The sequence below is a fragment of the Pseudomonas sp. IT-P4 genome (assembly GCF_949767755.1).
Lineage (GTDB): Bacteria > Pseudomonadota > Gammaproteobacteria > Pseudomonadales > Pseudomonadaceae > Aquipseudomonas > Aquipseudomonas monachiensis.
Genome location: NZ_CATKPX010000100.1, coordinates 61,476 through 83,407 on the forward strand (window position 1 = coordinate 61,476; position 21,932 = coordinate 83,407).

Below are 21,932 nucleotides of genomic sequence, written 5' to 3' on the forward strand. Positions count from 1 at the left end.
GTAGCTAGTTTCAGTTCTGGCACACCTCCATCGCGCTCACAATACTCTCCGCCATATCGCGCCAGCACGCTTTCTCTGAAATTTGCCTGGCTAGGCCGAACAACTGATGCCTGGGTGCGAAGCCTCCGCCTATCAGCCTGTAGCAGCTCAAGCTCTACCGTCGGTGAGTTTATTGGTGAGAATGCCGCGTCCTCGATCTCCAGCGGCAGGGTATTGGTGAGCTCCCGCACCAGTTCGTGAAAGGGCATTGCCCGGTAGGAAGGTTTGGTCGACGATTCGCTCTTTAGGGCGCGAAGGATGGCCTGCGTTTCCGCCGCGGCCTCAAGCGACGAAAAGCTGACGGGCAGTTGCGGGTCACTTAGCTGACTGGCTACGTGTCATATTCAGCACCACCACCGCCACGCGTCCCTGCGTGGCAGCCTTGCTACGCTCGACCAGCATCATCTTCAGCTGCTCCGGGGAGCTGGGGGGCGGGCTTCCGTCTGCTGGACGGCGAGGTTTTTTGGAGTGCTCGCCAAACCACAGCACAAGGTAGATGCCCAGGCCCGAGCCACTGTGGAAGCTGACATAGCCGTCATCGAGCTGCTGGTCGGCCGCGTTCCAGAGTTGCCCGTTCCAGGCACGCTTGATTTCGATGGGCAGTGTGATACCCATGGTTTCGCACATGATGTCCACGCGTTTTTGGTCGACCACGTGTCTTTCGGGATCGAATCGGATACCTGCCGTTGCATGTTCGAACATACCGATCAAACGATCTCGGCAACGTCCTTCTAGTTGTGGCGTCTCGCCGTCGTCCATGTAAAACAGCTTCCAAGAGCTGAGCTCGTCATTCTTGATCCGGCGCTGTACATCTTCCAGTTGTTCGAGAATGAAGGCCAGCAAATCGGCCCCGGTGCGCGGTGGTCCGTCACACTTAATTGCCAGCAACATCTCCAACGTGAGTGGCTGGTATGCTAGTTCTTGGCCGTTCTGGCGTTGCAGGGTGCGGCGTTCACACAGGTAATCGGTGTAACTGTCACGGGAGGCTTCGCACAGTAGGTCCATGGCCGAGTGTGCTTCGTTGGTTTGCTGCTCGCTTAGTTGGAAGATTAGGTGTTGCAGGTATTCACTTGGCGGTTTCGACCAGTCTTCATCGATCAGGTTGCCCTTGAGCCAGCCGATCATGGGATACCAGCCCCGGAATCTTTCGATGATCCAGATGGTGGCGGCCACATCGGGAGTGAGCATATGAAACTCACTAAGTGCCAGCAGCAGTTCAGGGTTCACGGGTGTGCAGTCGAGTAGCGCCGACTTTTCCTCGAAGTTCACGATGAGTTGCGCGGCTTCAATGAACAGCGGCATGGTGCGAAATTTTCCGGGGCCCCAATGCCGCAGAGCTCGGGGGACTGTGTCTGGCTCATTGAGGGCCAGATGCTTCAAGCACCAGCTCTGCGAGGTTTCGGGCAGGTCCGGTCGGCACTCCAGCCAGTCGCTTGCCAGTTTCGTCAGGATTTTCTCGGTTTGCTTATAGGGCTCCGGGTTATCTGGATAAAGCTGCGGGATGAGCTCGCCGATAAGCAGGCAGGGTTCGAACCAGAGCTGTATGGCCTCCATCAGAAGGCTGCGTTCGCCTAGCGTCTGGTACACCAGCGTTTCCAGCGTGTCAGGTGCCGTGAAGGGGAGATGTTTGAGCGAAAGAAAGATGGCGAACAGCGCTTCGGTCGTTAAGCATTCCAAAGACTTTCGGGTGCGTACGTGCTCGATTGCCGCAGCCAGGATGATCTCTGCGGAAAGCTCTGCCAACGCCACTTCCTGGTCGTTGCGTTCGTACCGGCTGAATCGGGCGAAGTACTGGCTTATCGCTTCAACCGATAGGCGTGTTTGAATGTTTTGTAGGTAGTTTTCGAAACCTTGGAAAACTGCGGCTGCCAATTCGTCACCTGCCCACTGCACGACAGCGCCATTTCCGGCCCCTGCATCAAGGCTATGGCGAGATACGCGCAGGTAGGCTTGCGCCGGTATCATCAGGTACTGGTGATCACCTTTGCTTATGGAGGCCATTGCTGCCTTGTGCTCATTCAGCCGGGCAACGGCGTCGTGACGGTCCTGTTCCGCGCGGGTCTGGTTTTCGCTCCGTTGTCGTTCCCAATTCGCTTGACGGCTGAAGTCCAGTTCAATGTTGCCTGCCCACGCCAGCCTTTGCGGGTGGCTGCCGGCAAACCGCAGCGCGGCGGCGCGAATTTGTACACCGTGCTCGTTGTCGTGATGCATTAGGCTTACAAGAGCCTTCCAGCGCTCGTCCTCTAGATCGTCGGCGTCTAGCCTCGTCAGCATCTCGATCGCGTCGTTTTCCGAGCAGTCAAGACCGATCTCTTGCAGCCGCTCATGTCGTTGGTCAAGGCTCTCGCCATTTGTGCGGTCGAACAGCACATGTTGTTGAACGGCGCGGCGAAAGGCGTGGTCTGCGGCCAGACGCTCAGTAATGGTGGGGTCCAGCATTGGGTAGAGCGGAATTGAGCAGAGGAAGCTGAACGCTCGCCAGGCTTGAGCCGGAGAGAGCGTATTGTCCGTCATCGCCGCTAAGGTCAGCGCAGTAAGCAGTTCGCGAAACTCGTCAACCTGCCGAGTATAGAACTCGGTACAGGACAGCCCTACGGGAGCCTGGTCGATCAGGCAATTCAACAGTGGCGTGCGTCGCGACGCCGGGAAGTCGGACTTGAGAAGGGCGAACTTGTCCCACAGCTCACCGAAGCGGTCGTTCTGGTCTGAGCAGCCGATGATCAGGCCGGCAAGTAGTTCATTTTCGACACCGACGAAATCGACCAGGCAAGAAAGGTCGAAGGCTAGCCTGACGGAGTCCGGGTCGGCACATGCATGCATGACGCGGATGCACTCAAGGGACTCATCGCCTGACAAGAGGGTAAGCAGTGCTTGAACTGCTGCTCGGCGAGCGCCATACACATCCGTGCTGTCGAGCATGACGGCCAATAACCGCTTCTTGAACGGCTCGAGCTTCGCCGAAGCCTCCAGCGATTCGAGAACAAGCAGGCGCAGATGCACTGGCTTGCTTCGATCCGTGCCGATGTCTACCAGCTTGCCCAGCAGGCCTCTGCTAGCCAGTTCAACGGCGGCGCTGGGGCGCCACCAGGAAAGTGCCATTGGGTTACTCGAATAGCACTCTTCCAATCGATTGAGTAACAGGGTAATGGAGCCTGGATCAAGCCCGGCCAAGTCCGCGTTCTCGATGACGCCTGCTGGGTCCATGCATATCACTCTTTGGGCCAGTTTCGGGCTCATGCACAGCCATGCGTGCATGCCGCGCAGGCCAGAGGGCACGATGCCATGCTGATGGAACATCGCAAGCAACCGGCGCTGGCTTCTGCGAGGCAGCGGTTCGTGTACCAGCCAGTGAGCGGCCAGGTATTCGGCGATGCTGCGGTGGATGCATTCGAAGCGATTGGCATCCAGCGCCCTGAACAGGCGGGTGCCCAGCAAGTCTTCGACCCGATCGGCGTTTGGCAGTCGCTTCAGTGCGATGATGGAGACATCGGTCGATCGGGCAGGTTGTGATTGGCGTGAAATAGCTGTGTGGCCTGTCAGCAGAAGTGCCGCGCAGACTGCGCCGGCCAACTCGAAGGCGTCATTGATGGCGAACGCGTTTTTTGTCTTCAGGTCATTATGTTCGCTCACCAGTTGTTCCACGGCGTGTCGGAACAGTTCGGAGCGACTGTGGGGAAGTTTGCCATGTGCGGTGCTTTCGGCAATCAGTTTCAGCGTGTGTGGATTGCCAAGCCAGTGGGTGAGGCCGACGCGCTCGAGGTGTGACTGAAGCGTGATGACCTGCTCGGAGGGAAGGTATGCACGCAAGAGTGCCTTGATACATTCATCACCGAGTGGTTGCAGGCGCAGCACTGTGGGTTCTTGGCCGTAGGCGGCCTGGATCCAGCGTGCATGCTTTGTGTGCGACCAATCAGAGGCACGGCAGGACATAATGAAGGGCGGGCGGCTGCTTCTCTTCAATTCCTGCAACACCGCCTTCAGCGTACTATCGACGTCAGCGGCTGTCGTTTCGTCGAGCGCATCTATCAGCATGACTGCCGAAGCAGGGTTGTCAACCAGATCGATCTCGTCGGCTCGCACGATGTGCCAACCTGGTTGTGTAGCTAGTTGTGCGAGCAAGCGGCTTTTCCCCATCCCGGCCTCGCCCAATACCACGATCGGGGCTTGATGTGGGTCAAGCTCACTATCACGAAGGGGGCCGTGGCGCCCATGTTGGTGCACCAGGGTACGCGGGATGAAAGGAAGTTCCTTTTCCATAGCCTGTTTCTTCAGCCAAAAAAATTCCGTGTAGGTTAACCCGCACGCCGACGTCGATGAAGTAGCGGCGTAACCGTCGCAGGAAAACTCGCCATCATCACCAGTGCCGGCTCCGGTATCGGTCGCGCTACGGCGAAACTGTCCGCCGAGAAGGGCGAGTGTCTGGTGCTCAACGCTCGGCGCCGGCCCGAGGTACAAGCAGTGGTCGACCAGCTTATGTCGTGAGCAAGGCCGGGCTGTCCCAGTGATCACTACCGAATGCGGCGAGCGGGGAATCCGCGCCAATGCCATGCTGCCCGGCGGTACCTATCCGCCAAAGGCCCGGGTCCAGATCGCGGTACTATGTGCCCCCCCCCGACGCTTATCTCGGCCCGAGGAGATTGCCCGGGCGGCTCTGTTCCTCGCGAACGTGCTCAGTTTCGTGAGCGTGATGGTCACCTTATGAAACGGGCACGTAGGCTATTGCCTGTCTTTCCTATAGGGTTCCTTTGAGTTTCCCATGGAGTCTTGCGATGTAGCTTTCCCTGTTTTCTGTCATCGTCGGCGGCAGCGCGGGTTGTGTGCTGCACTGGCTGCTCGGCTTGCGCCTGAACGGCCTTTTCCCGGGCATGCCACTGTGCATCCTGTTGGTCAACCTAGTCGGTGGCTTCATCATCGGCGGTGCGATGGCGCTGTTCTTCCGCTGGCCGAACCTCTACCAGCGCAATGCTTCAACATATTGCCCCATCTTGGGATGCCGACGCGCAGCGTACAGATACCGCGGCGCTGGCTTTTAGAAAATGGAGGAGTTGCCATGGTTGAGTCACTTTCTCGCGGCGAAATCGAAGGCAGACTCGCTGAACTGCAGGCGCGCATCGGCGTCACGCTGGCCTCCTTTGACGCGAGATCGGCCACGTGCTGCCTGCTGGACACGCTGCGGGCCGTCGAGGAACTAATCAACCTGCACACCGTTGACTGGGAGGATGAGTTCGAACAGCAGCTTTTCGGGTTCCCCGTCATGCGGAGCGCTGAGGACTTGCTTTTACTCACGCGTATCCGCAAGCGTTTGGCTACGCGATTGGAGCAACCCCTCGTCGAGAGACTTACTTTGTTGATCGTCCAGGGATCAGACATCGGTGTGGCTTTTAAGCGTCATGGCGTCATTGAGGCGGCGAGTGGCTTTCAGACTTTGGCGGCAATGATTGGCTACCTACAGTCCCGGCGACGACATTTGGTAGGATTACTGCACTTCATTCCTGCGGCGTGCCGAGGAACGAAGTCTATCAGGCGAGAGGATGCGCTTAACGTTTTCCTGCCTATTGTGGAGTTCAGCGGAGCTCCGATGATGGGGGCTCAATATGCTCTGATGGTAAAGCTTGCACAGGAACGACTGGGCATCCCGGATGATGCCAACGCCGAGACGGCCATGTTGAATGGACTATTCCTAGAGCCAGAGCGCGCTCCAATTTTCGAGATGCCCAACTCGCCAGAGGGTTGGCAGATACTGGAGGCCATGGAGCAGGTCCGGGCCGATCGACTATTTTCGGCCGCAGAGCTGAGAAACGACATTCTCCTCTGTGAAGCGGTCTACGCCGAGTTTGACCTAACAAGTACCGAGTTCGCCGTCGCCGCGTCATTGATACGTCGCCTGTCCAAGGAATTTATAGAGGACGACTACTGGATTCGCATCTCCCCCGAGGATCTGACGTTGATCACCGTGCAGGAAGGAACTTCGCCGCTGCTCGCGGCGGCGTTAACCTGCGGTGCCGACACTTATATGGAATGCTTGTCGACCTACGCGCCGCTGGTGCTGTCTGGCGACCACTATTTATCTACCGTTACGCTGCTGAGCCGCTTTGCCTACAACTGGCGGGCGCAAGTACTTGATCGCCAGAAACGGTATCAGATTAGGGCAGGCTTCATCTTTGAGGATGTGGTCAAGGCAGCGCTGGAAGCCCAAGGCTTCATCGTCCAGGATATTGTGCGTATCAGTCGGCAGGAGTTTGACGTAGTGTCGTTACGCGATGGCATTATCTGGAATGTCCAGTGCAAGAACAACTTCGTCGATCTCAAGCGCATCGACTCGGATGCGGTCGCCTTTGCCCGCTACAACCGCGGACTCGTGCGAGCATATGAGAGGGCCTTGATGAAGGAGCGAAATCGCGAGCACCTTCTGAAGATGAAACTGGACGTCGAGCCCGTGCAGCACATGCTGGTCTCGCGCTTTCCGGTAGTGACGGACAACCCGCGTATCGTTGTCTTCAGCCGCATCGCCGAGTTCACGGTGCGGGCCGATGGGGTCTTGGCAGCCTCTGAAGGTGAGTCCGCCCATGTCTGAAGACTGTTGGCGGTGATGCAGAATTGTCCTCCCTGCTGGGGCAAGACTGCCCCAACATGGATAGGTAGATACCCAGCACAGGCGGCCGTAGCCTTGAACGTTGCTCGGGTCAGCGTTTTTTCGGCGGATGGGTCAATTCTTCTTCAGCGCCTACAGAGCAACACCACCCTGGCGGCGAGAGGATTGCGCGAATAGCCGATGAGACGGCGCACTCTTCACATTACGAATGCCCGTCCCATGTCGGATTTACTTACTCATAGCTTGGTAGTGCTCCGCGTACCCACACTCTTCAAAAATCAACCTCAGACCATCTTTGAATACATCATGATCAAATTCCTTTATGTCAAAAATATTTTGACCCAAGGAATGTGACTCGCGGTTCATGTACCTGTAGAACGTCGTGAATTTATCAGTCGACAGGGCTGGCTTTTGGAAGACGTTATTAAAATCCTTTTTTTGAACAAAATTGAAGAAATATTCGATAATGTTCCGCATGCAGTTAGCAATCAGCGCAGGCGGTGAGGCCTGGTCCTTTATGATTGACCAATAGGACTGGTAGTCATTCTGGATTTCCTCATACTTCATTGGAACTACAGAGCTTCCGTTTGTATTTTTGAAAATTCTGAATAGCTGCTGTGTCTCCGCGCGTTTCTCTTTATTAGTGTGGGTCAGCTCGTAGAAAAAATACAGACTATGGGTGAGAACAAATACCTGCGCATAGAGTTTGTCGTTAATGAAATATTTCTTGATCAGCTGTCCAATGTTGAACACGTAGAGGTGAGAAAGGCTGGAAATGGGATCATCAATCACAACCACTTTCGACTGAGGCACCGCAGTGGCCGTCTTCTGCCCTTTGCAAAGCTCCATGAAGTATAGAAAACTAATGACGGTTTTCTCACCCTCGCTCAGCGAGTGAAATGCATTCGCTTGATCGGTAGTCCTGGAAACTCGGTAGAAATTTTCACCGTACGGCACCACAGAAAATCCATCGATGCCTATCTCTACAAGCCCAGCGTTGATGTTCTCAATTGACTCTTCGATGTTGACCGTTTGCTTCCTGAGAGCAGCAAGCTTGCCGTAAGAGGCTGTGACATCAGTATTTATTTTGGTGGCTTCCTGGCTTATCTCGCTAGCCTCATCTTTGAGATCTGAAGCTGATTGAGAGTAGGCAGAAATTGTTTGATCGTAATCCCAGCGCATCAACGTCCAAAAGCGCGATCTTATGTCATCTCGAGTTTTCTTTTTATTCGCCAACTTGTTGTTATGTGTCTCAATCAGCTCATTCAGGCCGTCGATCAAACTGTTGATCACGTCGACGGCGGACTGAGTATCGGTGAGGGCAACAGGCGTGCTCGGGCTTTTGATCTTGTTGCCAATGTGCAAAATATTTTCGCGAATTGACGCTTTCAAAACCTCACAGGCAATGCTCCAAGCTTCCACAAGCTCTTTGCTGGCAAGCGGGGAATTTGAAATATCTTGTAGATTCAGGCTGGAGGTTAGCGTCTCGTAGCGGGTCTTGATTGACTCCAGCTGCTTAATATCTTGCTCGTAGGCTTCGTCGAAGACTTGGCGGATGGAATAGATGAAATTTTTAGTGATCGTTTCTCGCTGGCAGAAAGGGCAGGCTTGAGGATCCTTATCATCTGAAATGAACTGGAGCCCTTGCTTCACCCAGTCAGAATTGCGAGCTTTATTGATGAACTCTGCAACTGAACCTTCTTGACTACCTACAATGATTTTCGACCAGAGGGAGTCCCCTTCAATGGTCAGCCAGCCAGCCGAAAGGGTTGAGATTTTCGTGAATGGAGCTGCACCCTCGCCTTCAATGGACGACGCCTCAGTCTTCAGATCATCTACGGTGTAGCTGGGTGCATTTTCCGGCAGAGGTAGTCCAATAATATGCTGGAAAAGAAGTTCTGTTCTTTTGAGACTTTCCAGGCAAAACTCCAGAACGCGATCCCCTCCTGAGAAATTCGTCTTGATTTCCCAGACTTTTCCACTTGCTTTGGTCTTTTCCTGATCGAGTTTGCCGGCGTTTTCAGTGGCCAGTTTTGAGTTCTCTTGCTGAGCGCTCAAATGCTTCGCCAGCTCTTTTGTTTCGGCTTCGATTTGCTGGAGTGCAAACTTGTTCTCTTTCGAGAGGGTGAAAATTCCTTTTAAATTGTCCTCTTCGTAAAAGTAGTCGTTAAGGAAGCTTTGATTGTACACCAAAATTTCACATGGCTGACTGGTTTTCAAACTGCATTTAGTAAAACGAGGTTCGGTATGATTGTACAGAAACTCGGAGATGGTGCTCTTACCTGCACCATTTAGCCCGTAGATGAGAGACGTCTTGTTGGTGGGCGAGAGAGTAGACCTGGATTTGTAACTGGCGACGCCATCTATATTCAATTCCGTGATCACAACCTGACTCCTAAGTGTTAAGTGGCTTGGCGCCATCTCTGTTGGCGAGAAGGAGCATAGGCGAGCCAGGAGCTGCCTACCACACCGACTTTAGGCTACTTCCTGAAATCCATCGCTGGCCTGGCTGCTCTGGTCTATTTAGATGTCAAGGTTGAAGTATTCGGTCCTTAATTCGAAATATCGTTTTACAGTCGGGAATCTTCGACTGTGAGGGCTTTGAAACCGTGTACCTTTGGGGGGCATTTAGAATGGTTGCTCCGCCGGATCAAATCTCCTTTGAACCGGCGAAAGCATTTGCCAGGCCTACCAGCGCTGGGCGAGGGCAGGGCGAAGGTTCGACAAGGCAGGTGGCAGCTCCTGATGACAGACCATGCCGAGGTAAGTCGCTGCCCGGGTGGCACCTACATACAGGAATCGCTGGAACAGAGTAGGTTTCGCTTCGACGAGCTCATCCAACCCGATGAAGAACACGGCTTCGAACTCGAGCCCCTTGATGTGCTGGACATCAAACACCCGGATATCGGACTGGTTACCCAAAGACTGGCCATCGACACAAGGAACCGCGAACAGACTCCTGCTCTCTAGTTTTTTGGTGAGCGCTTCGGCAACGGGTCTCACGTGCGCCTCGGATGCGACCAGGACGGCAATCGTAGGCACCGGCTCATTTTTGGAGCGGATCTGATCTTCGATCTCGAAGATCCTGTCGGCGACCCAGGTGACGACGTCTTCACCCCGGAGGTTTTCCCCTAGCACCGGCGGTACACCTTCGTGAGAGGAGTGCTCCGGCAGGCTGCCTACTGCTTCAGTGTCTCCATCCATGTGCTCGAGCAGTTTGATGGCAAAGCTGTTCAATAGGCGACTCTGCCGATACACCGTGTTGATTCGCTGAGGCTTGAGGCGAGGGGAAATCCACTCAAGCTGATCGAGGTGTTTGAGGCCAACCCCTGTGATCCGTTGGTTGAAATCTCCGCAGGCGAAGAACGATTCAATAGCAGGGTCAGTCAGGCTCTCCATGCAAGCAAGCTGGAGGAGCGAGAAGTCCGTGGCTTCGTCTACTAGGACTTGCTGCAGGAATTGGCTCGAGATCCTGGCAAGCTCGGTGAAGCGAGGTTCGTCTATATGCCGCTTCACAAAATCCTGGCGGATGAGTTCGCGAGCGGATCGAAGCATGAGGAGAAGAATGGCGTCGAGCTCTGTCTCATCAATGTGGGAAGCGTGCTCTGGCCGCTCATAGCGGTACCGATCAAGCGTTACGCTGTCGCGACGGAACGCTCTGTAGCTTGCCGGGACATCAAGTATGTACCGTTTCCAGGCGTCCCTGAAGCGCCGCAGCGCGTTCTGGAAGCACATCTCTCGCCCAAGCGTTTCAAGCCATTCATCTGAGGGGACTCGATCTCCAAGCCAGTCTCGTAATTGAGCTGCACGGCTTGTCTTGCCTAGATTGCTGTTACGATAGCGAGTGCGCGCATAGGCCTGAAGGAACTTTCGGTAAGCCGCGAATGCTTTGAGCTCTGCGCTGTGCGACGGCGTAGCAGTACCATCGTCAGCAGTATCGTCATCAAATTCGGCACCTTCCTCGTCCTCATCATCATTTTGGCCAAGGCTATCAAGGAAGGTGGCCATTTCTGCGAAGACGACTTTGTTCCGGTTGTGAAGGAGGTTGCCTTGCTTCTTGATCAGATCGTCTGTGGTTGAGCGACTGGCTTTGAGCATAGGATCAATCCGCGTCTCGAGATTGTTCCACTCGGCATACGCGCTCAGCAATCCTTCTGGTCGAAGTCCATCTGACATTGCAAACAGCTTGTGCACCACTGCGTCTACTAGGTTCGGGGCAGAATCCCGCAGCAAAATTGCTCCTTCCTTCAGAGAGGAGAGGAGGCGGCTTTGGTGTAGAGCTTTAAAATCGGCAAACCACTGGCGCGGATCATCGTTGATGTCCACCGGGGCGAATTGATGATCTTCCTTGAGAATGCATGTGCCACTGTTGCCCGTCTTGAGGATGCCAAATGTAGACCTTGCCAGTTCATGTCGGCGCTTGCTCCAGGTCTTGATATGCTCGTCCGAAGCCGGCACGTTTTCACGGTTGAAGGCCTCTTTGACGTAATGCTTTAAGAGGTCTGACGGCGTGAACATCATCCAGCGTGAGCGCTTAGACTGGGGGCCCAGCAAGAGGCGCTCGTCCTGGCTAAGCGCCTCCCAGTCGAGCTTCTGGCCGAGACGTTTAATCAGGGTGGTTGTTTTGCCTGTCCCCGGTGGGCCAAGGATGATTAGCTGGTGGTCTACTGAAAGGCGGAAAATTTCGTCCTGAAATTTGTCAAGAATCGCTTGGTCTCGAAGAGCCATAGCGTTTCGGATCTCGTGACGCACACCTTCGCGGATCTTCTCAGTTTCGGACGTGCCGGCGAGCATGGCGAAAAACGAATTGCTGTCGTCGGGCTGTATAACCTTGCGAAGAGACGGGATCGTCTGAGGTGCTGAGCTTTCTTGGCGCCAAATGCTGTCGATTGAGTCCCAGAGCTCAGCGCTTTTCTGAGGCTTTAACTCGAGTTTGTCCAAGACCCGGTAGCTGACTTTTTTACCCGCGATCTCTACATCAACGTCCTCACCTGCGCCGTGGGCAGCCAAGCGACCGAACGGAGAGCGGTAACCAGCTAGCTTGCCGTTATTGAGGACGAATCCTCCTGTGGTGCGGCAGATGTAGTAGGTCTCAACCTGGCCTTTCTCGTTTTCCACCACGATCCGCGAGACAGCTGGCTCTCGGATGAGGCTAACCAGTGATTTGGTCACATCGTCAGAGATGGATGCGATCTGCTCAACGGCAGCGGCACCGGTGAAGGTATTCACAAATGCTAAGGCATCAGAGGCTTCGCGACTCCCCGATGTGAGCTGTTTGGAAGCAATTTGTTCGATCTGGTGAAACGAGTCTAAAGCGTCGTTGGCAAGATCCAACGCATCATTGGCACTCATTGAAGCACTCCCTGTTTCAAATGTTCATGACTTCGTCTGCCAGACATGCATGTGCGTAGATTCATGTACTCATGGCGATGTTCATCGGCTGCCCCAGATCCTAAATCCTGATGGCTTTTGTTGCTAGCAGATTGCTATGAATCTGGTATTGTCCGGGCATTGTCGCCTTTCGCGACTCGCCGGCACAGGAGACGCCAGCTTGGGAACTCTGCAGAAATCGTCGCCCTTTCTATCTAGATTTGCGACGCCTAGAACAGGAGAGGACCGTATCCCGGGCTTCTATTCCCCGGAGCTCCAGATGTGGGCCGTTGAGGCTCCTGATGGAGTAGTTCCAATCATCGCTGACGGGGCCCTGAATGAGCTGATGACCAAGACCAAGGTCAACGCTGAGCAGGATGACGAGGCGTGCTGGCAGGTTGAGCTGTTGACCAAAACCTACCAGAGAGTCGAAAGCGATGACGACGATCCCAGTCCTTACCGAGGCCAATCGGCTGATTCAGGCTCCCCGCGTCGATTCGACTCGAGCAATCACCTGCTGCAGCTGGTTACCAAAACCGATGCGACGACTGAGCGCGATGATCAATGCAGTGCCAATCACATCCTGGAGCTGATCACCAAGACTAATGTCGAGCTGGAGCGGGACGACAATGGTGATCCAACCTTTGGGCTAGATGCTCGTTACTACTCGGACTGAACTGGAAACGCTTCATGTTGCTGTTGGTTACAAATTGTCGTGACATCACAATGGACTACGTGGTTGCTGAGCTCCGTCGACGTGGCCAGCCTTTTTTCCGGCTGAATACCGAACAGTTGCCCCAAGCGTTGTGCTCGATGGCAGGGTTTCCCCGGGACGCGTGGTCTATTTCGCTAGACGGGGTAGTAGTCCGCGGGGCAGCGATAACAGGAGCTTATTTCCGTAGGCCGGGAGCTCCAGTTGTACCGGACACGGCAACGGATCCTGGAGAGCGGGCCTACATCGAAGCGGAGTGGAGTAGCTTCCTCAAAAGCCTTTACTCCCGTTTAGAAGGCCGGTGGCTGAACTCTCCCACCAAGATCTTCATGGCTGAGGACAAGCCGATGCAGCTCCTTCTCGCGCAGGAGATCGGCTTCCATGTACCACAGGCATTTGTGACGAACGACATCTTATGCGCTAGGGCTATCTCTGCTCTTGGCCAGGCCATTGGCAAGCCTCTTCGACAAGCGGTGTTAGCAGGCGAAACGGAGCGAGTCATCTTCACCTCTCGACTCGCTGAGATTGAGGATGAACAGGCGGAGGCCATCAGGCTGAGTCCTTTCATTGTGCAATCAGAGATCTTGAAGCAATACGATGTCCGAGTGACCGTCGTGGGCGAGCGGGTTTTTGTGACCGCGATCTGGTCACAAGATAACGAGGAAACGATAACTGACTGGCGCAAGGGTAGTCGTCCTGATCTTCGCCACGAAAAGATTGTTCTTGATCGACGCGTTGAACGTCAGTGCGTGAAGCTCGTCCAGCGCCTAGGCCTTCGTTACGGGGCGATCGATTTGGTTTGCGATCAATCGGGCAAATTGTGGTTCTTGGAGATAAACCCGAATGGGCAGTGGGCCTGGATCGAGAATCTCACGGGTTACCCAATCGCTGCTGCAATCGTAGACGAGCTGACGGTGAACGCCATTGCTCAAACTTAAAGACTGGCTTCATTGGGTATGGCCGACCCTCATCCCGTTGTCGCCTGGTCAGCAGGCTGAAGATGTGGAATGGAAGCAGGGTATTGCTGCGTCTGTTCAGGCGGGGGATTGGTCGACAGACAGCGACGTGGTGCTGGACGAGTCACGCCGTCTTTTCGATGCAGAGGTTGACCGCCGGAAGGGAGCTGACGCGAAAGCCGGTATCTACCTAGCCGCCATTACGGCGCTGATACCCGTCCTAGTCTCACTGCTGCCCACTCTGTGGAGCGACAAGTCGAGCAAATGGCTAGGCTGCATTGGTCTCGTCCTGTTCGGATTGGCAGTGGCCTTTCTGCTACGCGCAGGGGCGTGGGCATTCAGAACGTTGAAAGTCGCAGGGTTCGCTCAGCTTGGCCCAGGAGAGCTAGCCAATACCTGGAAAGAAAGCTCGCCTAAAGCGGGCTTAGCCAAACAGCTCGCCCGCGCCGTTCTGCATAACTACTCGCTGGTCAACGAAAAAGTGACCGGCATCAAAATGACCTATGAGTATCTGCTTCGGGCCTTTTTGACCTTCACTATTCTCCTTGTGCTTCAGGTGATGTGGCCGTTTGGCGCGTGGGTAGTCGAGAAGAGCGCCAGGTTGATCGAGGCTCCCGTCCCAGCTCCATTGATCATGTGCTACTCATGACGGTACGAATCCGAACGATCTATCCCTGAATATGCTACGTATCCAGTACTTTTGAGATGTTTGAGCATGCATTTGAGGCGGTGCTATGGGCGGAGTCAAGAGAATGATGGAAGAGGACATGGAGCGAGGTTTCTCGCGAGTCGAGGACACGTTCGTGTGCTTACACTGCGTCGAAGATGACGGCCTCAAAGCTTTCATCAAGGATAATTCGGTGAGAGGAACCTGCAGCTATTGCGATGGAAGCCGACGCGTCGCGGACATGAATGACGTGATTGAGCACGTTTTCAATAGCCTCTCAATAGAGTGGGGCGAAGCTACGAATGAGGGGCTCGCTTACGAAACCCGTGAAGGAGGCTGGCAGGGCCGCGTATGCGGCACTTGGGAGCTTCTCTATTATCACGGCCCCGAGTGTGCGGAAGAAGTGTTCGACACTATCGCCGGATCCATACACGACGTGGCGTGGTGCGAGAGAGATCCGTATTCGTTACCCATAGATCGAACGCTGGTCTACGGATGGCAGAGCTTCAGTCATTTCATCATTCACACAGCACGATTCGTGTTTTACAAAGCTGTGAACACCTCATATGCGGCTGATCAGCACGATGAGATGAACCCGGTCGAAATTCTTGAAACGCTGGGGAGCGTCGCGAAAAAGCTCGACCTAATTGATACAGTGCCTACAGGGCAGTCGATCTTCCGCGTTCGCATCGTCGATCCTGAGGTTCACCTCAGCCGAGCTAGTGAGCTTGGGCCGCCACCAGCCGCGCATGCGAACATGCCGAACCGGATGAGCCCCGTGGGAATCCCTATGTTCTACGGGGCGTTCGATCAAGACACCGCAATTCGTGAAACCTACGATCCTGCTGAGGAAGCCCTTAAGAAGGCAGCCACCGGCGAGTTTTCGCCTATCAGGGATCTGCGGGTGGTTGATCTGTCCCGCTCGTTTTATGTGCCGAGCCTTTTCGATCCTGAACTGCAAACGCTAAGGCCATACTTCAGCTTCATGCGTGACTTCGTCGAGGATTTCACCAAACCGATCGAGCGAAGCGATCGAGCTCACGCGGACTATGTCCCGACCCAGGTGGTGACTGAGTATTTCAGGCACGTCTACCGTACCGATGACGATCATCAAATTGATGGGATCATCTACCCGAGCTCGAAGACTGGGAACAAGGCGATCGTTATTTTTGCTGATGATTCAGGCTGTATCGACGCTGGGGATACGTCTAGTGATCGAACGCTGTTGCGGCTCGACAGAGCATTCGACGTTGACCTGGCCGACTTCGCGGCAGGCGAAGATGACGATGAGATCTTCTGACTATCTGCAGATGCCCTGGGGAAGCAGGGCATCTGTTGAGTGGCTTGGGATTACCCCTGGGAATCGCCAGTCTTTATAAGCCTCAACGGAGAAGCAGGCACCTTGAGCATGAACTGGTTCTCGACCATCTGGCTGGTCAGTCCAGCCCCTGCGAGAACCCGGCTCCAAGTCGAAAAATCCAGGAGATCGATTGCTCGTTGCACAAGCAGGGGAGACTCCATTGGGATGAGCTCGTCGAACTCCTCGTGCTTAGTAAACCCTTTCCGAGCGAGATAAGTGAAGCCGCTCTTGGCTTGGTCAGCGGTGAGAAGATCCAAAGCCCGTGCACGATAAATCAGCGCCTTGAAACTGACCTTCCAGCGAAGCTTCAAGTCTTTCAGCGCTGGCCAGTTGAGATACTTACCTCGCATTGCTGGGAACTCAGCCGCGAAGCTAGCCCTTGGCATGAGTAAAGCGCTGGCGAACTGATTGGCTTGCTCTTCCGTTTCCCAGCAGCCGGTTTCCACCCCTTGATGCATCACAAGATGACCGAGCTCGTGGGCCAGATCGAAGCGCTGCCGTCCAGGGTTCACCTTTGAGGTATTCCGGACGATCAATGGACGTTTGTTGAACAATGAAAAGGCGTCAACGCGATCGTCCGCGTCCGCCAGGTTGACGACGAGCACCCCAATTTTTTCCGCAAGCTTGGTAACGCTCGAAAGTGGGCCCAAACCTATTCCTTGCTCTCTCCTAAAACGCTCGGCCACCTGTTCAATTTTTCCGGCACCTGTGACTGGCTCCTCGATGGCATGGAAATCGACGGAGGGAAAAGCTACCTCCTTGTCCAGCTCATCAACGAGAAGCTCGAAGATCTCCACTTGGGCTGCGATTGTTTTCTTGAGCGTTTGGGTCGAGGCTCGCACGCTACGAAAGTGGCATTGTTCAAGCTCAACACCACTTTTGCGCGGAACGAAGAAGAAGCTCTCCTTGACGTTCAGGATTCCGCATAGCTGCTTCAACTGTCCAGGATTGGGAAGTGAGTTGATCTCAAGCTTGTGTGCGTATTGTCTGGTCACGCCAAGGAGCTCGCCGATTTCAGCAAGGGATCGCCCCGAGGCGCACCTTGCAAGGCGGAGCTTGTCGGGTGAGAACTCATCACCCAGAGGCAGAAGGCCTGTTGTGTCATTCATCTTTCAAGTCAGCGTCTTTCGTTTCTTTCTGCGCAGCGTCCTTATCGCGACGAACTGGCAGAGAATCATCAATTTCAACAATAGGGGAAAGCTCGGTGACGCGGACAGAAACCAGAGGTTCGTAGTTATGTGTCCACTTGCTAACGACATTTCGGTTGGTGTCGAAGCCCAGGACAGACACGGTGAGAGTCGGGCCATCTGGATTTCGATCGCTGTCTACGTACAGCCGCCACGTTACGTTCCCGTCAGTAGCCGGCCCTAGAAGGCTGTCGTGGTAAAGCTCAACGACGTTCTTCTCCACTCGATAGCCTTTTTTGCGAGTGTCGGGATCATCCGTGACCACCTGCATCAAAACCCCATCAATGCTGACCGTGAAATCCAGCGTGTTGTTGACGAGCTTGAACCAAGGGAGGTCAGCCTGGAGATGTAAACGCTTGAAGCGGCCATGAATGCGACCGTAAGGGAAGATCCCTCGAGTCCAGTTAGTGTCATCGTCAGTGGAGGTAGCCTCGAGCGCTTTGTAAGCAGCATCCAATAGGTTGTTGCAGACGACATCAAGGTGAGCGCGGCTGAGCTTCGGCTCAAGCTCGCTTGGATGCTGGTAATCAGGCATGCATTTCTCCGAAAAGCGTGCAAATAATCTGTAGTGTCAACCGGGATTTTTGTGCATAATTCTGAGAATGTCAACCTCTGGCATAGTGGTCAGAGTGATCAGTAGCCATGCTAACAAGGCGTGCGCTTTGGCTGCTCAAACTCATGCGAGCTTGGCGAATCTTGGGGTGATTGGGGGTTTTATGAACGTTTTCATCAGCTCTGTCGTTCGAAACTTTGAGAGCTATCGGGCGGCAGCCAAGAAAGCTGTCACGCTGCTGGGGCATGTGCCAGTGATGTGCGAGGATTTTGGGGCGCGGCCTTATTCCTCTCAAGAAGCTTGCATGACTGAGGTCGAGCAGGCAGATGTGGTGGTGCTGGTGCTAGGTGCAGATTTCGGATTCAGAACTGCATCTGGGGAGTCAGTGACACAGCAAGAGTTCCGGCGCGCTCGTGCTGCAGACAAGCCCATCCTCGCGTTCCTGCACGATGTGGACGTGGAGGGGCCCCAGCAGGAGTTTCGCTGGGAAGTATCGGATTATGTCGACGGCCTTTTCCGCGCGACATTCGCCAATGAGCAGGAGCTTTCGGATGGTATCGTCCGGGCATTAAACCAGCTGAATACGAACCGAAGTGCAGTTAGTGAGGAGGAATTTGAGAAACAACTTCAGATTCGGAACGCCAACGGTCGGTGGGGTGGCAGAGACCACGAAACACGGATCGAGCTGGCCTTCCTCCCTCAGCCTGCTAGCCCTAGCAGTCTGCGTGCCATCCACGCGGAGCATGAATCGTATTTCTTGAAGTTTTGCCAAGCTGGACTCAGCACGGTCAAAGCCGGCTATGTGGACTTCGACAGGGATGAGCTTACTGGAATTGATGCTCCAGGCTTGATCTGGCGGCATCACGATCGTGGACTGTCCTGGTTGTCGATGACCTTGGCAAACCCAGTCCGCACGTCTAACCACTTTGACGGGTACTACATATCGCCAACACAAGTGAGACGCTTGGCAGAGGCTGCGCATGAGATTCTTTGCCAGGGCCGAGGAGGGTGGTTTCAACTGTCTCTCTATGGCGTTTCATACAAGGTATTTGCTGAGCCGCCTGCGGTTGCCACCAGCAGTTTCACTATGTCGCACCGGTCGGAGCAAGAGGTGGAGGAACGCCGGCTGCTCGTCCCAGCTACCCCTGCGACTTATGGGCGATGGCTTGATGACGTGATGTTCAAGTTCAAGCGTAAACTGTCGTCATAGCCTGTCTTTGCGCCTGGCATAGGGCTACCAGGCGCGCCTCGCGTACTTAGCTGGAAGAAATATGAAGGATCATCCCGCTCTCAGCCACCTCTTCAAGTTTGAAGAAACGACCAGCCACCTTGAGGGCGGGGAAAACAACACAAGCGGCGTAGGGGGCACTGTATTGAGTGGATATTCCTTGGACGTCGAACACTATCTGGCCGGGTGGAAAGCCTAGGTTTTGGGCACGCGTCAGGTTGTGAAGTGCTCCCTCCCTCTCTCCATTTGCCTCTGCAACCTCAATCACTTTCAGGCGGAGAGTGTCCACGTCGTCGTCAATCACTTCGGTGAAAAACTGCTGCCTGCGATGCTTTCCGAAGCCGAATCCTGCTGAGTTGGCAGAGCCAATACGATTGAGCGCGATGCATGCAACGGTAACCAGTTCCATACCACTTCCTTGGTTTGCCTACGGTACTCATTTCATAGATGAAAAATGGTTGGAACGCCAGGAAGCTCAAGAGGTTAAGCGGAACCTTCCAATTTCTTGGCGAGCCCGCCGAACTGCTGTGCGGGCTCCACGTACCTCAACGCCGATTTCAGATCGCCCCAACCTATGAATGATTGCTATTCAGTTAGTACTTGTTGGTCGTTTGGATTTTCAATCTTCGGGGGTAGAAGGGCCCTTACGGGCTTTTGAAAACCGGCGTGATCATGGGGCGACGGTTGTCCTGCAAGCGATGCCTGTGTCAGCCACTGCGACATCAACCCAGCAAGCGCTCAGACTGCTCCAACGGCAATGAGCACTCTGCGTATTTGAGCTGAGGTGATCCGATAGCATTCAACGGCGATAGGGAACTGTCGCAGGTGATTTTTCGAGAAGAAGATTGTTGAGCCTTAGGCTGGGGGCATCCTTTTCAAACCATCCAAAGCATGCCCTCAGATATGCCCCCAATGTAGCAATTTTCTGGAAGTGGATGGATCTCCATGGTCTATGAAAAGGCAGAAATGATCAGCTAAACAGCCTGCCCGACAACGCCTAAAGACTCTCAGGGTCGCCGAAGAACATCTGAATCCGCGAACGCAACCAGCGTTCGCCCGGATCATTATCCTGCGAACCACGCCAAGCCATGTGCAACTCGAAACTGCGCACCGGCAGCGGCGGATCTTCAGCCCGCACACCGCCCGCGGCGGTCAGTGCCTCAGCTGTGTAGTCCGGCACCGTCGCCACAATATCTGTGCCCGCGAGCAGGGTGCTCAACCCGTTGAACTGCGGCACAGCCAGCACCACATGCCGTTTGCGCCCGAGTTTTTCCAGTTCTTCGTCAATAAAGCCGCTGAGGTCGCCGGCGAATGACACCAGTGCATGGGGGCGAGCGCAGTAATCATCCAGGCTCAACGGCCCCGGCACGGTGTCGGCGCGCAACAGCTTCGGCTGGCTGCGGCGCAGTACCTTGCGCTTGGCGTTGGCCGGCAGGTCGGTGGTGTAGCTGACACCGATGGAGATCTCACCGGAAGCCAGCAGCCCCGGCATCAGGATGTAATTGACCCGACGCACCACCAACACAATCCCCGGCGACTCGGCACGTAGGCGCTTGAGCAGCATGGGCAGCAAGGCGAACTCGACGTCGTCCGAAAGGCCGATGCGGAACACGGCGGTACTTGTGGCAGGATCGAACTCGGCCGCACGGCTGACGGCGGTGGAAATCGAATCCAGTGCCGGCGAGAGCAGGGCGAAGATCTCGACCGCCCTGGCGGACGGCTCCATGCTGCGGCCGGTACGCACGAACAAAGGATCATCGAACAGGCCGCGCAGGCGCGAGAGCGCCGCACTGATGGCAGGCTGGCCGAGGAACAGTTTTTCCGCAGCGCGGGTCACGCTGCGTTCGTGCATCAACGTTTCGAAAACGATCAACAGGTTCAGGTCGACACGACGCAGGTCATTACGATTCATCTGGAGTCCTGGCAGAGTCAGCAAACTTGACGTGGGCGGCCATATGAGAACAATGGCCAGCAGGAATATTACGGGGAAAGGCTGGTACTCTGCACCGGGTAATTCAGTTTTTCCTACATAGGCTGCTTCGGTTTCTTACGACATTTGACGATGTTGCCGCCGCTGCGGAATCAATGACAGGCATGTCGACTATTAATAGCCACAGATAGTGTTGGGTTGAAAGCCCAGCTAGAGTTCAAGGCATTAGAGGTTCATTTGGCGAGGTTTGCGATGTCCCGCACGATCCGTTTTCACAAGTTTGGTCCAGCCGAGGTGCTCAAATGCGAAGAGCATGCGACGGCTCTGCCTGCACCGGGCGAAGTGCAGGTGCGCGTCGAAGCGATCGGCATCAGTTGGTATGACACTCTCTGGCGCCAGAACCTGGCCCCGTCCCATGCCCGTCTGCCTTCAGGCCTTGGCCAGGAGATGGCCGGTATCGTCACCGCTGTCGGTGATGGCGTCGATGACCTGGAAGTCGGTGACAAGGTCGCCAGCTTCCCGGCCCAAAGCCCGAACGACTACCCGGTCTACGGTGAGCTGATCGTTCTGCCGCGCTCGGCGGTCACCCGTTATCCGGATGTGCTCAGCCCGATTGAAGCCAGCGTGCACTACACGCCGTTGTTGATTGCCTATTTCGCCTATGCCGATCTGGCACGGGTCAAACCCGGGCAATTCGCCCTGGTGACCGACGCCAGTCATTGCGCCGGACCTTCGTTCGTACAACTGGGCAAGGCCTTGGGTGTTCGAGTGATCGCCGCGACCAAGACCGCGGAGGAACGTGAATACCTGCTGTCGCTGGGTGCCGATAAAGTGATCGTCACCGAGGAAGAAGATCTGCTGATGCGGATCAACAAGATCACCGATAACCGCGGCGTGGACGTGGTGTTCGATGGTTTGGGCGGTCCGCAGATGTCGTTGCTGGGCGATGTGCTGGCACCTCGCGGCAGCCTGGTGCTGTACGGCCTGCAAGGTGGCAACCAGACGCCTTTCCCGGCCTGCGCAGCGTTCCAGAAAAATATTCAGTTCTTCGTCCACTGCATTGGCAACTTCACGGGCAAGCCGGAACTGGGCATCACCCAGGACCAGGCCGCGCTGCAACGTGCCTTGCGCGACATCAATCAGCTGACCGCCGACCGCGTTCTGCTGCCGCTCAAGACCCGGGTCTTCCCGTTTGCCGAGTTTGTCGAAGCACACCGCTACATGGACGAATGCCCGTGTCGCGAACGGGTCGCGCTGCAGGTCGAACCGGCGTAGCACTTATCCAACAGTCCTCCCAAGAGTCCGTGCCCGCACGGACTCTTTCGTTTCAGCCCCCGA

14 protein-coding genes are annotated in these 21,932 nt (G+C 55.1%); 7 read left to right on the forward strand and 7 right to left on the reverse strand.

All coding sequences use genetic code 11. The annotated features are described in order from the left end of the window. Positions 1–354: 354 nt before the first annotated feature. Positions 355–4,494 carry an NACHT domain-containing protein gene (locus tag ACM6IT_RS27310; protein WP_414919051.1) on the reverse strand — a complete coding sequence of 1,380 codons (4,140 nt, stop codon included), beginning with the start codon at positions 4,492–4,494 and terminating at the stop codon, positions 355–357. A gap of 595 nt (positions 4,495–5,089) precedes the next feature. On the opposite strand from ACM6IT_RS27310, the gene ACM6IT_RS27315 reads away from it, so the two are divergent. Further along, positions 5,090–6,613, forward strand: coding sequence for a hypothetical protein (locus ACM6IT_RS27315; protein WP_414914446.1), 1,524 nt, complete (start codon positions 5,090–5,092; stop codon positions 6,611–6,613). Positions 6,614–6,859: 246 nt separating this feature from the next. Here the strand turns inward: ACM6IT_RS27315 and ACM6IT_RS27320 are convergent, their stop codons facing one another. Next, complete coding sequence (locus ACM6IT_RS27320; protein ID WP_414914447.1) at positions 6,860–9,016, reverse strand: AAA family ATPase; 2,157 nt, start codon at positions 9,014–9,016, stop codon at positions 6,860–6,862. Positions 9,017–9,319: 303 nt separating this feature from the next. Further along, a complete protein-coding gene (locus ACM6IT_RS27325) occupies positions 9,320–11,983 on the reverse strand; it encodes an ATP-binding domain-containing protein (protein ID WP_414914448.1) in 2,664 nt (887 codons plus the stop codon). 364 nt (positions 11,984–12,347) lie between these two features. On the opposite strand from ACM6IT_RS27325, the gene ACM6IT_RS27330 reads away from it, so the two are divergent. From ACM6IT_RS27330 to ACM6IT_RS27345, 4 genes are all read left to right on the forward strand, one after another. Further along, entirely contained in the window at positions 12,348–12,677 is a 330-nt protein-coding gene (locus ACM6IT_RS27330) for a hypothetical protein (RefSeq protein ID WP_102880073.1), read from the forward strand. A 14-nt stretch (positions 12,678–12,691) separates the two neighbouring features. Further along, the gene (locus tag ACM6IT_RS27335; protein WP_414914449.1) at positions 12,692–13,651 is read left to right on the forward strand and encodes a hypothetical protein; all 960 of its coding nucleotides are present in this window, start codon (positions 12,692–12,694) and stop codon (positions 13,649–13,651) included. Continuing rightward, positions 13,638–14,318, forward strand: a complete 681-nt coding sequence (locus ACM6IT_RS27340; RefSeq protein ID WP_414914450.1) for a hypothetical protein — start codon at positions 13,638–13,640, stop codon at positions 14,316–14,318. Before ACM6IT_RS27335 ends, ACM6IT_RS27340 begins: the two co-directional genes overlap by 14 nt. Positions 14,319–14,421: 103 nt before the next feature. Next, entirely contained in the window at positions 14,422–15,636 is a 1,215-nt protein-coding gene (locus tag ACM6IT_RS27345) for a HEPN-associated N-terminal domain-containing protein (protein WP_414914451.1), read from the forward strand. A gap of 50 nt (positions 15,637–15,686) precedes the next feature. Here ACM6IT_RS27345 and ACM6IT_RS27350 read toward each other — a convergent pair whose 3' ends face one another. Both ACM6IT_RS27350 and ACM6IT_RS27355 read right to left on the reverse strand, forming a co-directional pair. After that, on the reverse strand, positions 15,687–16,805 hold the full coding sequence (locus ACM6IT_RS27350) for an XRE family transcriptional regulator (protein WP_414919052.1): 1,119 nt from the start codon (positions 16,803–16,805) through the stop codon (positions 15,687–15,689). Further along, the gene (locus ACM6IT_RS27355) at positions 16,798–17,418 is read right to left on the reverse strand and encodes a hypothetical protein (protein WP_414914453.1); all 621 of its coding nucleotides are present in this window, start codon (positions 17,416–17,418) and stop codon (positions 16,798–16,800) included. The genes ACM6IT_RS27350 and ACM6IT_RS27355 overlap by 8 nt, the downstream gene beginning before the upstream one ends. Before the next feature lie 181 nt (positions 17,419–17,599). On the opposite strand from ACM6IT_RS27355, the gene ACM6IT_RS27360 reads away from it, so the two are divergent. Then, positions 17,600–18,646: a DUF4062 domain-containing protein gene (locus tag ACM6IT_RS27360; protein WP_414914454.1), complete on the forward strand. Its 1,047-nt coding sequence runs from the start codon at positions 17,600–17,602 to the stop codon at positions 18,644–18,646. Between the two features lie 46 nt (positions 18,647–18,692). Here ACM6IT_RS27360 and ACM6IT_RS27365 read toward each other — a convergent pair whose 3' ends face one another. Both ACM6IT_RS27365 and ACM6IT_RS27370 read right to left on the reverse strand, forming a co-directional pair. Continuing rightward, on the reverse strand, positions 18,693–19,073 hold the full coding sequence (locus ACM6IT_RS27365; RefSeq protein WP_414919053.1) for a hypothetical protein: 381 nt from the start codon (positions 19,071–19,073) through the stop codon (positions 18,693–18,695). Positions 19,074–19,661: 588 nt separating this feature from the next. Continuing rightward, positions 19,662–20,576: a LysR family transcriptional regulator gene (locus ACM6IT_RS27370; protein ID WP_414914456.1), complete on the reverse strand. Its 915-nt coding sequence runs from the start codon at positions 20,574–20,576 to the stop codon at positions 19,662–19,664. Between the two features lie 270 nt (positions 20,577–20,846). Between ACM6IT_RS27370 and ACM6IT_RS27375 the strand changes: the two genes are divergently transcribed. Continuing rightward, positions 20,847–21,869 (forward strand): zinc-dependent alcohol dehydrogenase family protein, encoded by a 1,023-nt coding sequence (locus tag ACM6IT_RS27375; RefSeq protein ID WP_056724755.1) that lies wholly within the window; start codon positions 20,847–20,849, stop codon positions 21,867–21,869. Positions 21,870–21,932 lie beyond the last annotated feature (63 nt).

What these genes read in the sequence shown, in the direction of transcription:
- ACM6IT_RS27315 (WP_414914446.1), top strand. Translation starts at nt 5,090, where the DNA reads ATGGTTGAGTCACTTTCTCGCGGCGAAATCGAAGGCAGACTCGCTGAA.
- ACM6IT_RS27325 (WP_414914448.1), bottom strand. Translation starts at nt 11,983, where the DNA reads ATGAGTGCCAATGATGCGTTGGATCTTGCCAACGACGCTTTAGACTCG.
- ACM6IT_RS27330 (WP_102880073.1), top strand. Translation starts at nt 12,348, where the DNA reads ATGACCAAGACCAAGGTCAACGCTGAGCAGGATGACGAGGCGTGCTGG.
- ACM6IT_RS27335 (WP_414914449.1), top strand. Translation starts at nt 12,692, where the DNA reads ATGTTGCTGTTGGTTACAAATTGTCGTGACATCACAATGGACTACGTG.
- ACM6IT_RS27345 (WP_414914451.1), top strand. Translation starts at nt 14,422, where the DNA reads ATGATGGAAGAGGACATGGAGCGAGGTTTCTCGCGAGTCGAGGACACG.
- ACM6IT_RS27350 (WP_414919052.1), bottom strand. Translation starts at nt 16,805, where the DNA reads ATGAATGACACAACAGGCCTTCTGCCTCTGGGTGATGAGTTCTCACCC.
- ACM6IT_RS27355 (WP_414914453.1), bottom strand. Translation starts at nt 17,418, where the DNA reads ATGCCTGATTACCAGCATCCAAGCGAGCTTGAGCCGAAGCTCAGCCGC.
- ACM6IT_RS27360 (WP_414914454.1), top strand. Translation starts at nt 17,600, where the DNA reads ATGAACGTTTTCATCAGCTCTGTCGTTCGAAACTTTGAGAGCTATCGG.
- ACM6IT_RS27365 (WP_414919053.1), bottom strand. Translation starts at nt 19,073, where the DNA reads ATGGAACTGGTTACCGTTGCATGCATCGCGCTCAATCGTATTGGCTCT.
- ACM6IT_RS27370 (WP_414914456.1), bottom strand. Translation starts at nt 20,576, where the DNA reads ATGAATCGTAATGACCTGCGTCGTGTCGACCTGAACCTGTTGATCGTT.
- ACM6IT_RS27375 (WP_056724755.1), top strand. Translation starts at nt 20,847, where the DNA reads ATGTCCCGCACGATCCGTTTTCACAAGTTTGGTCCAGCCGAGGTGCTC.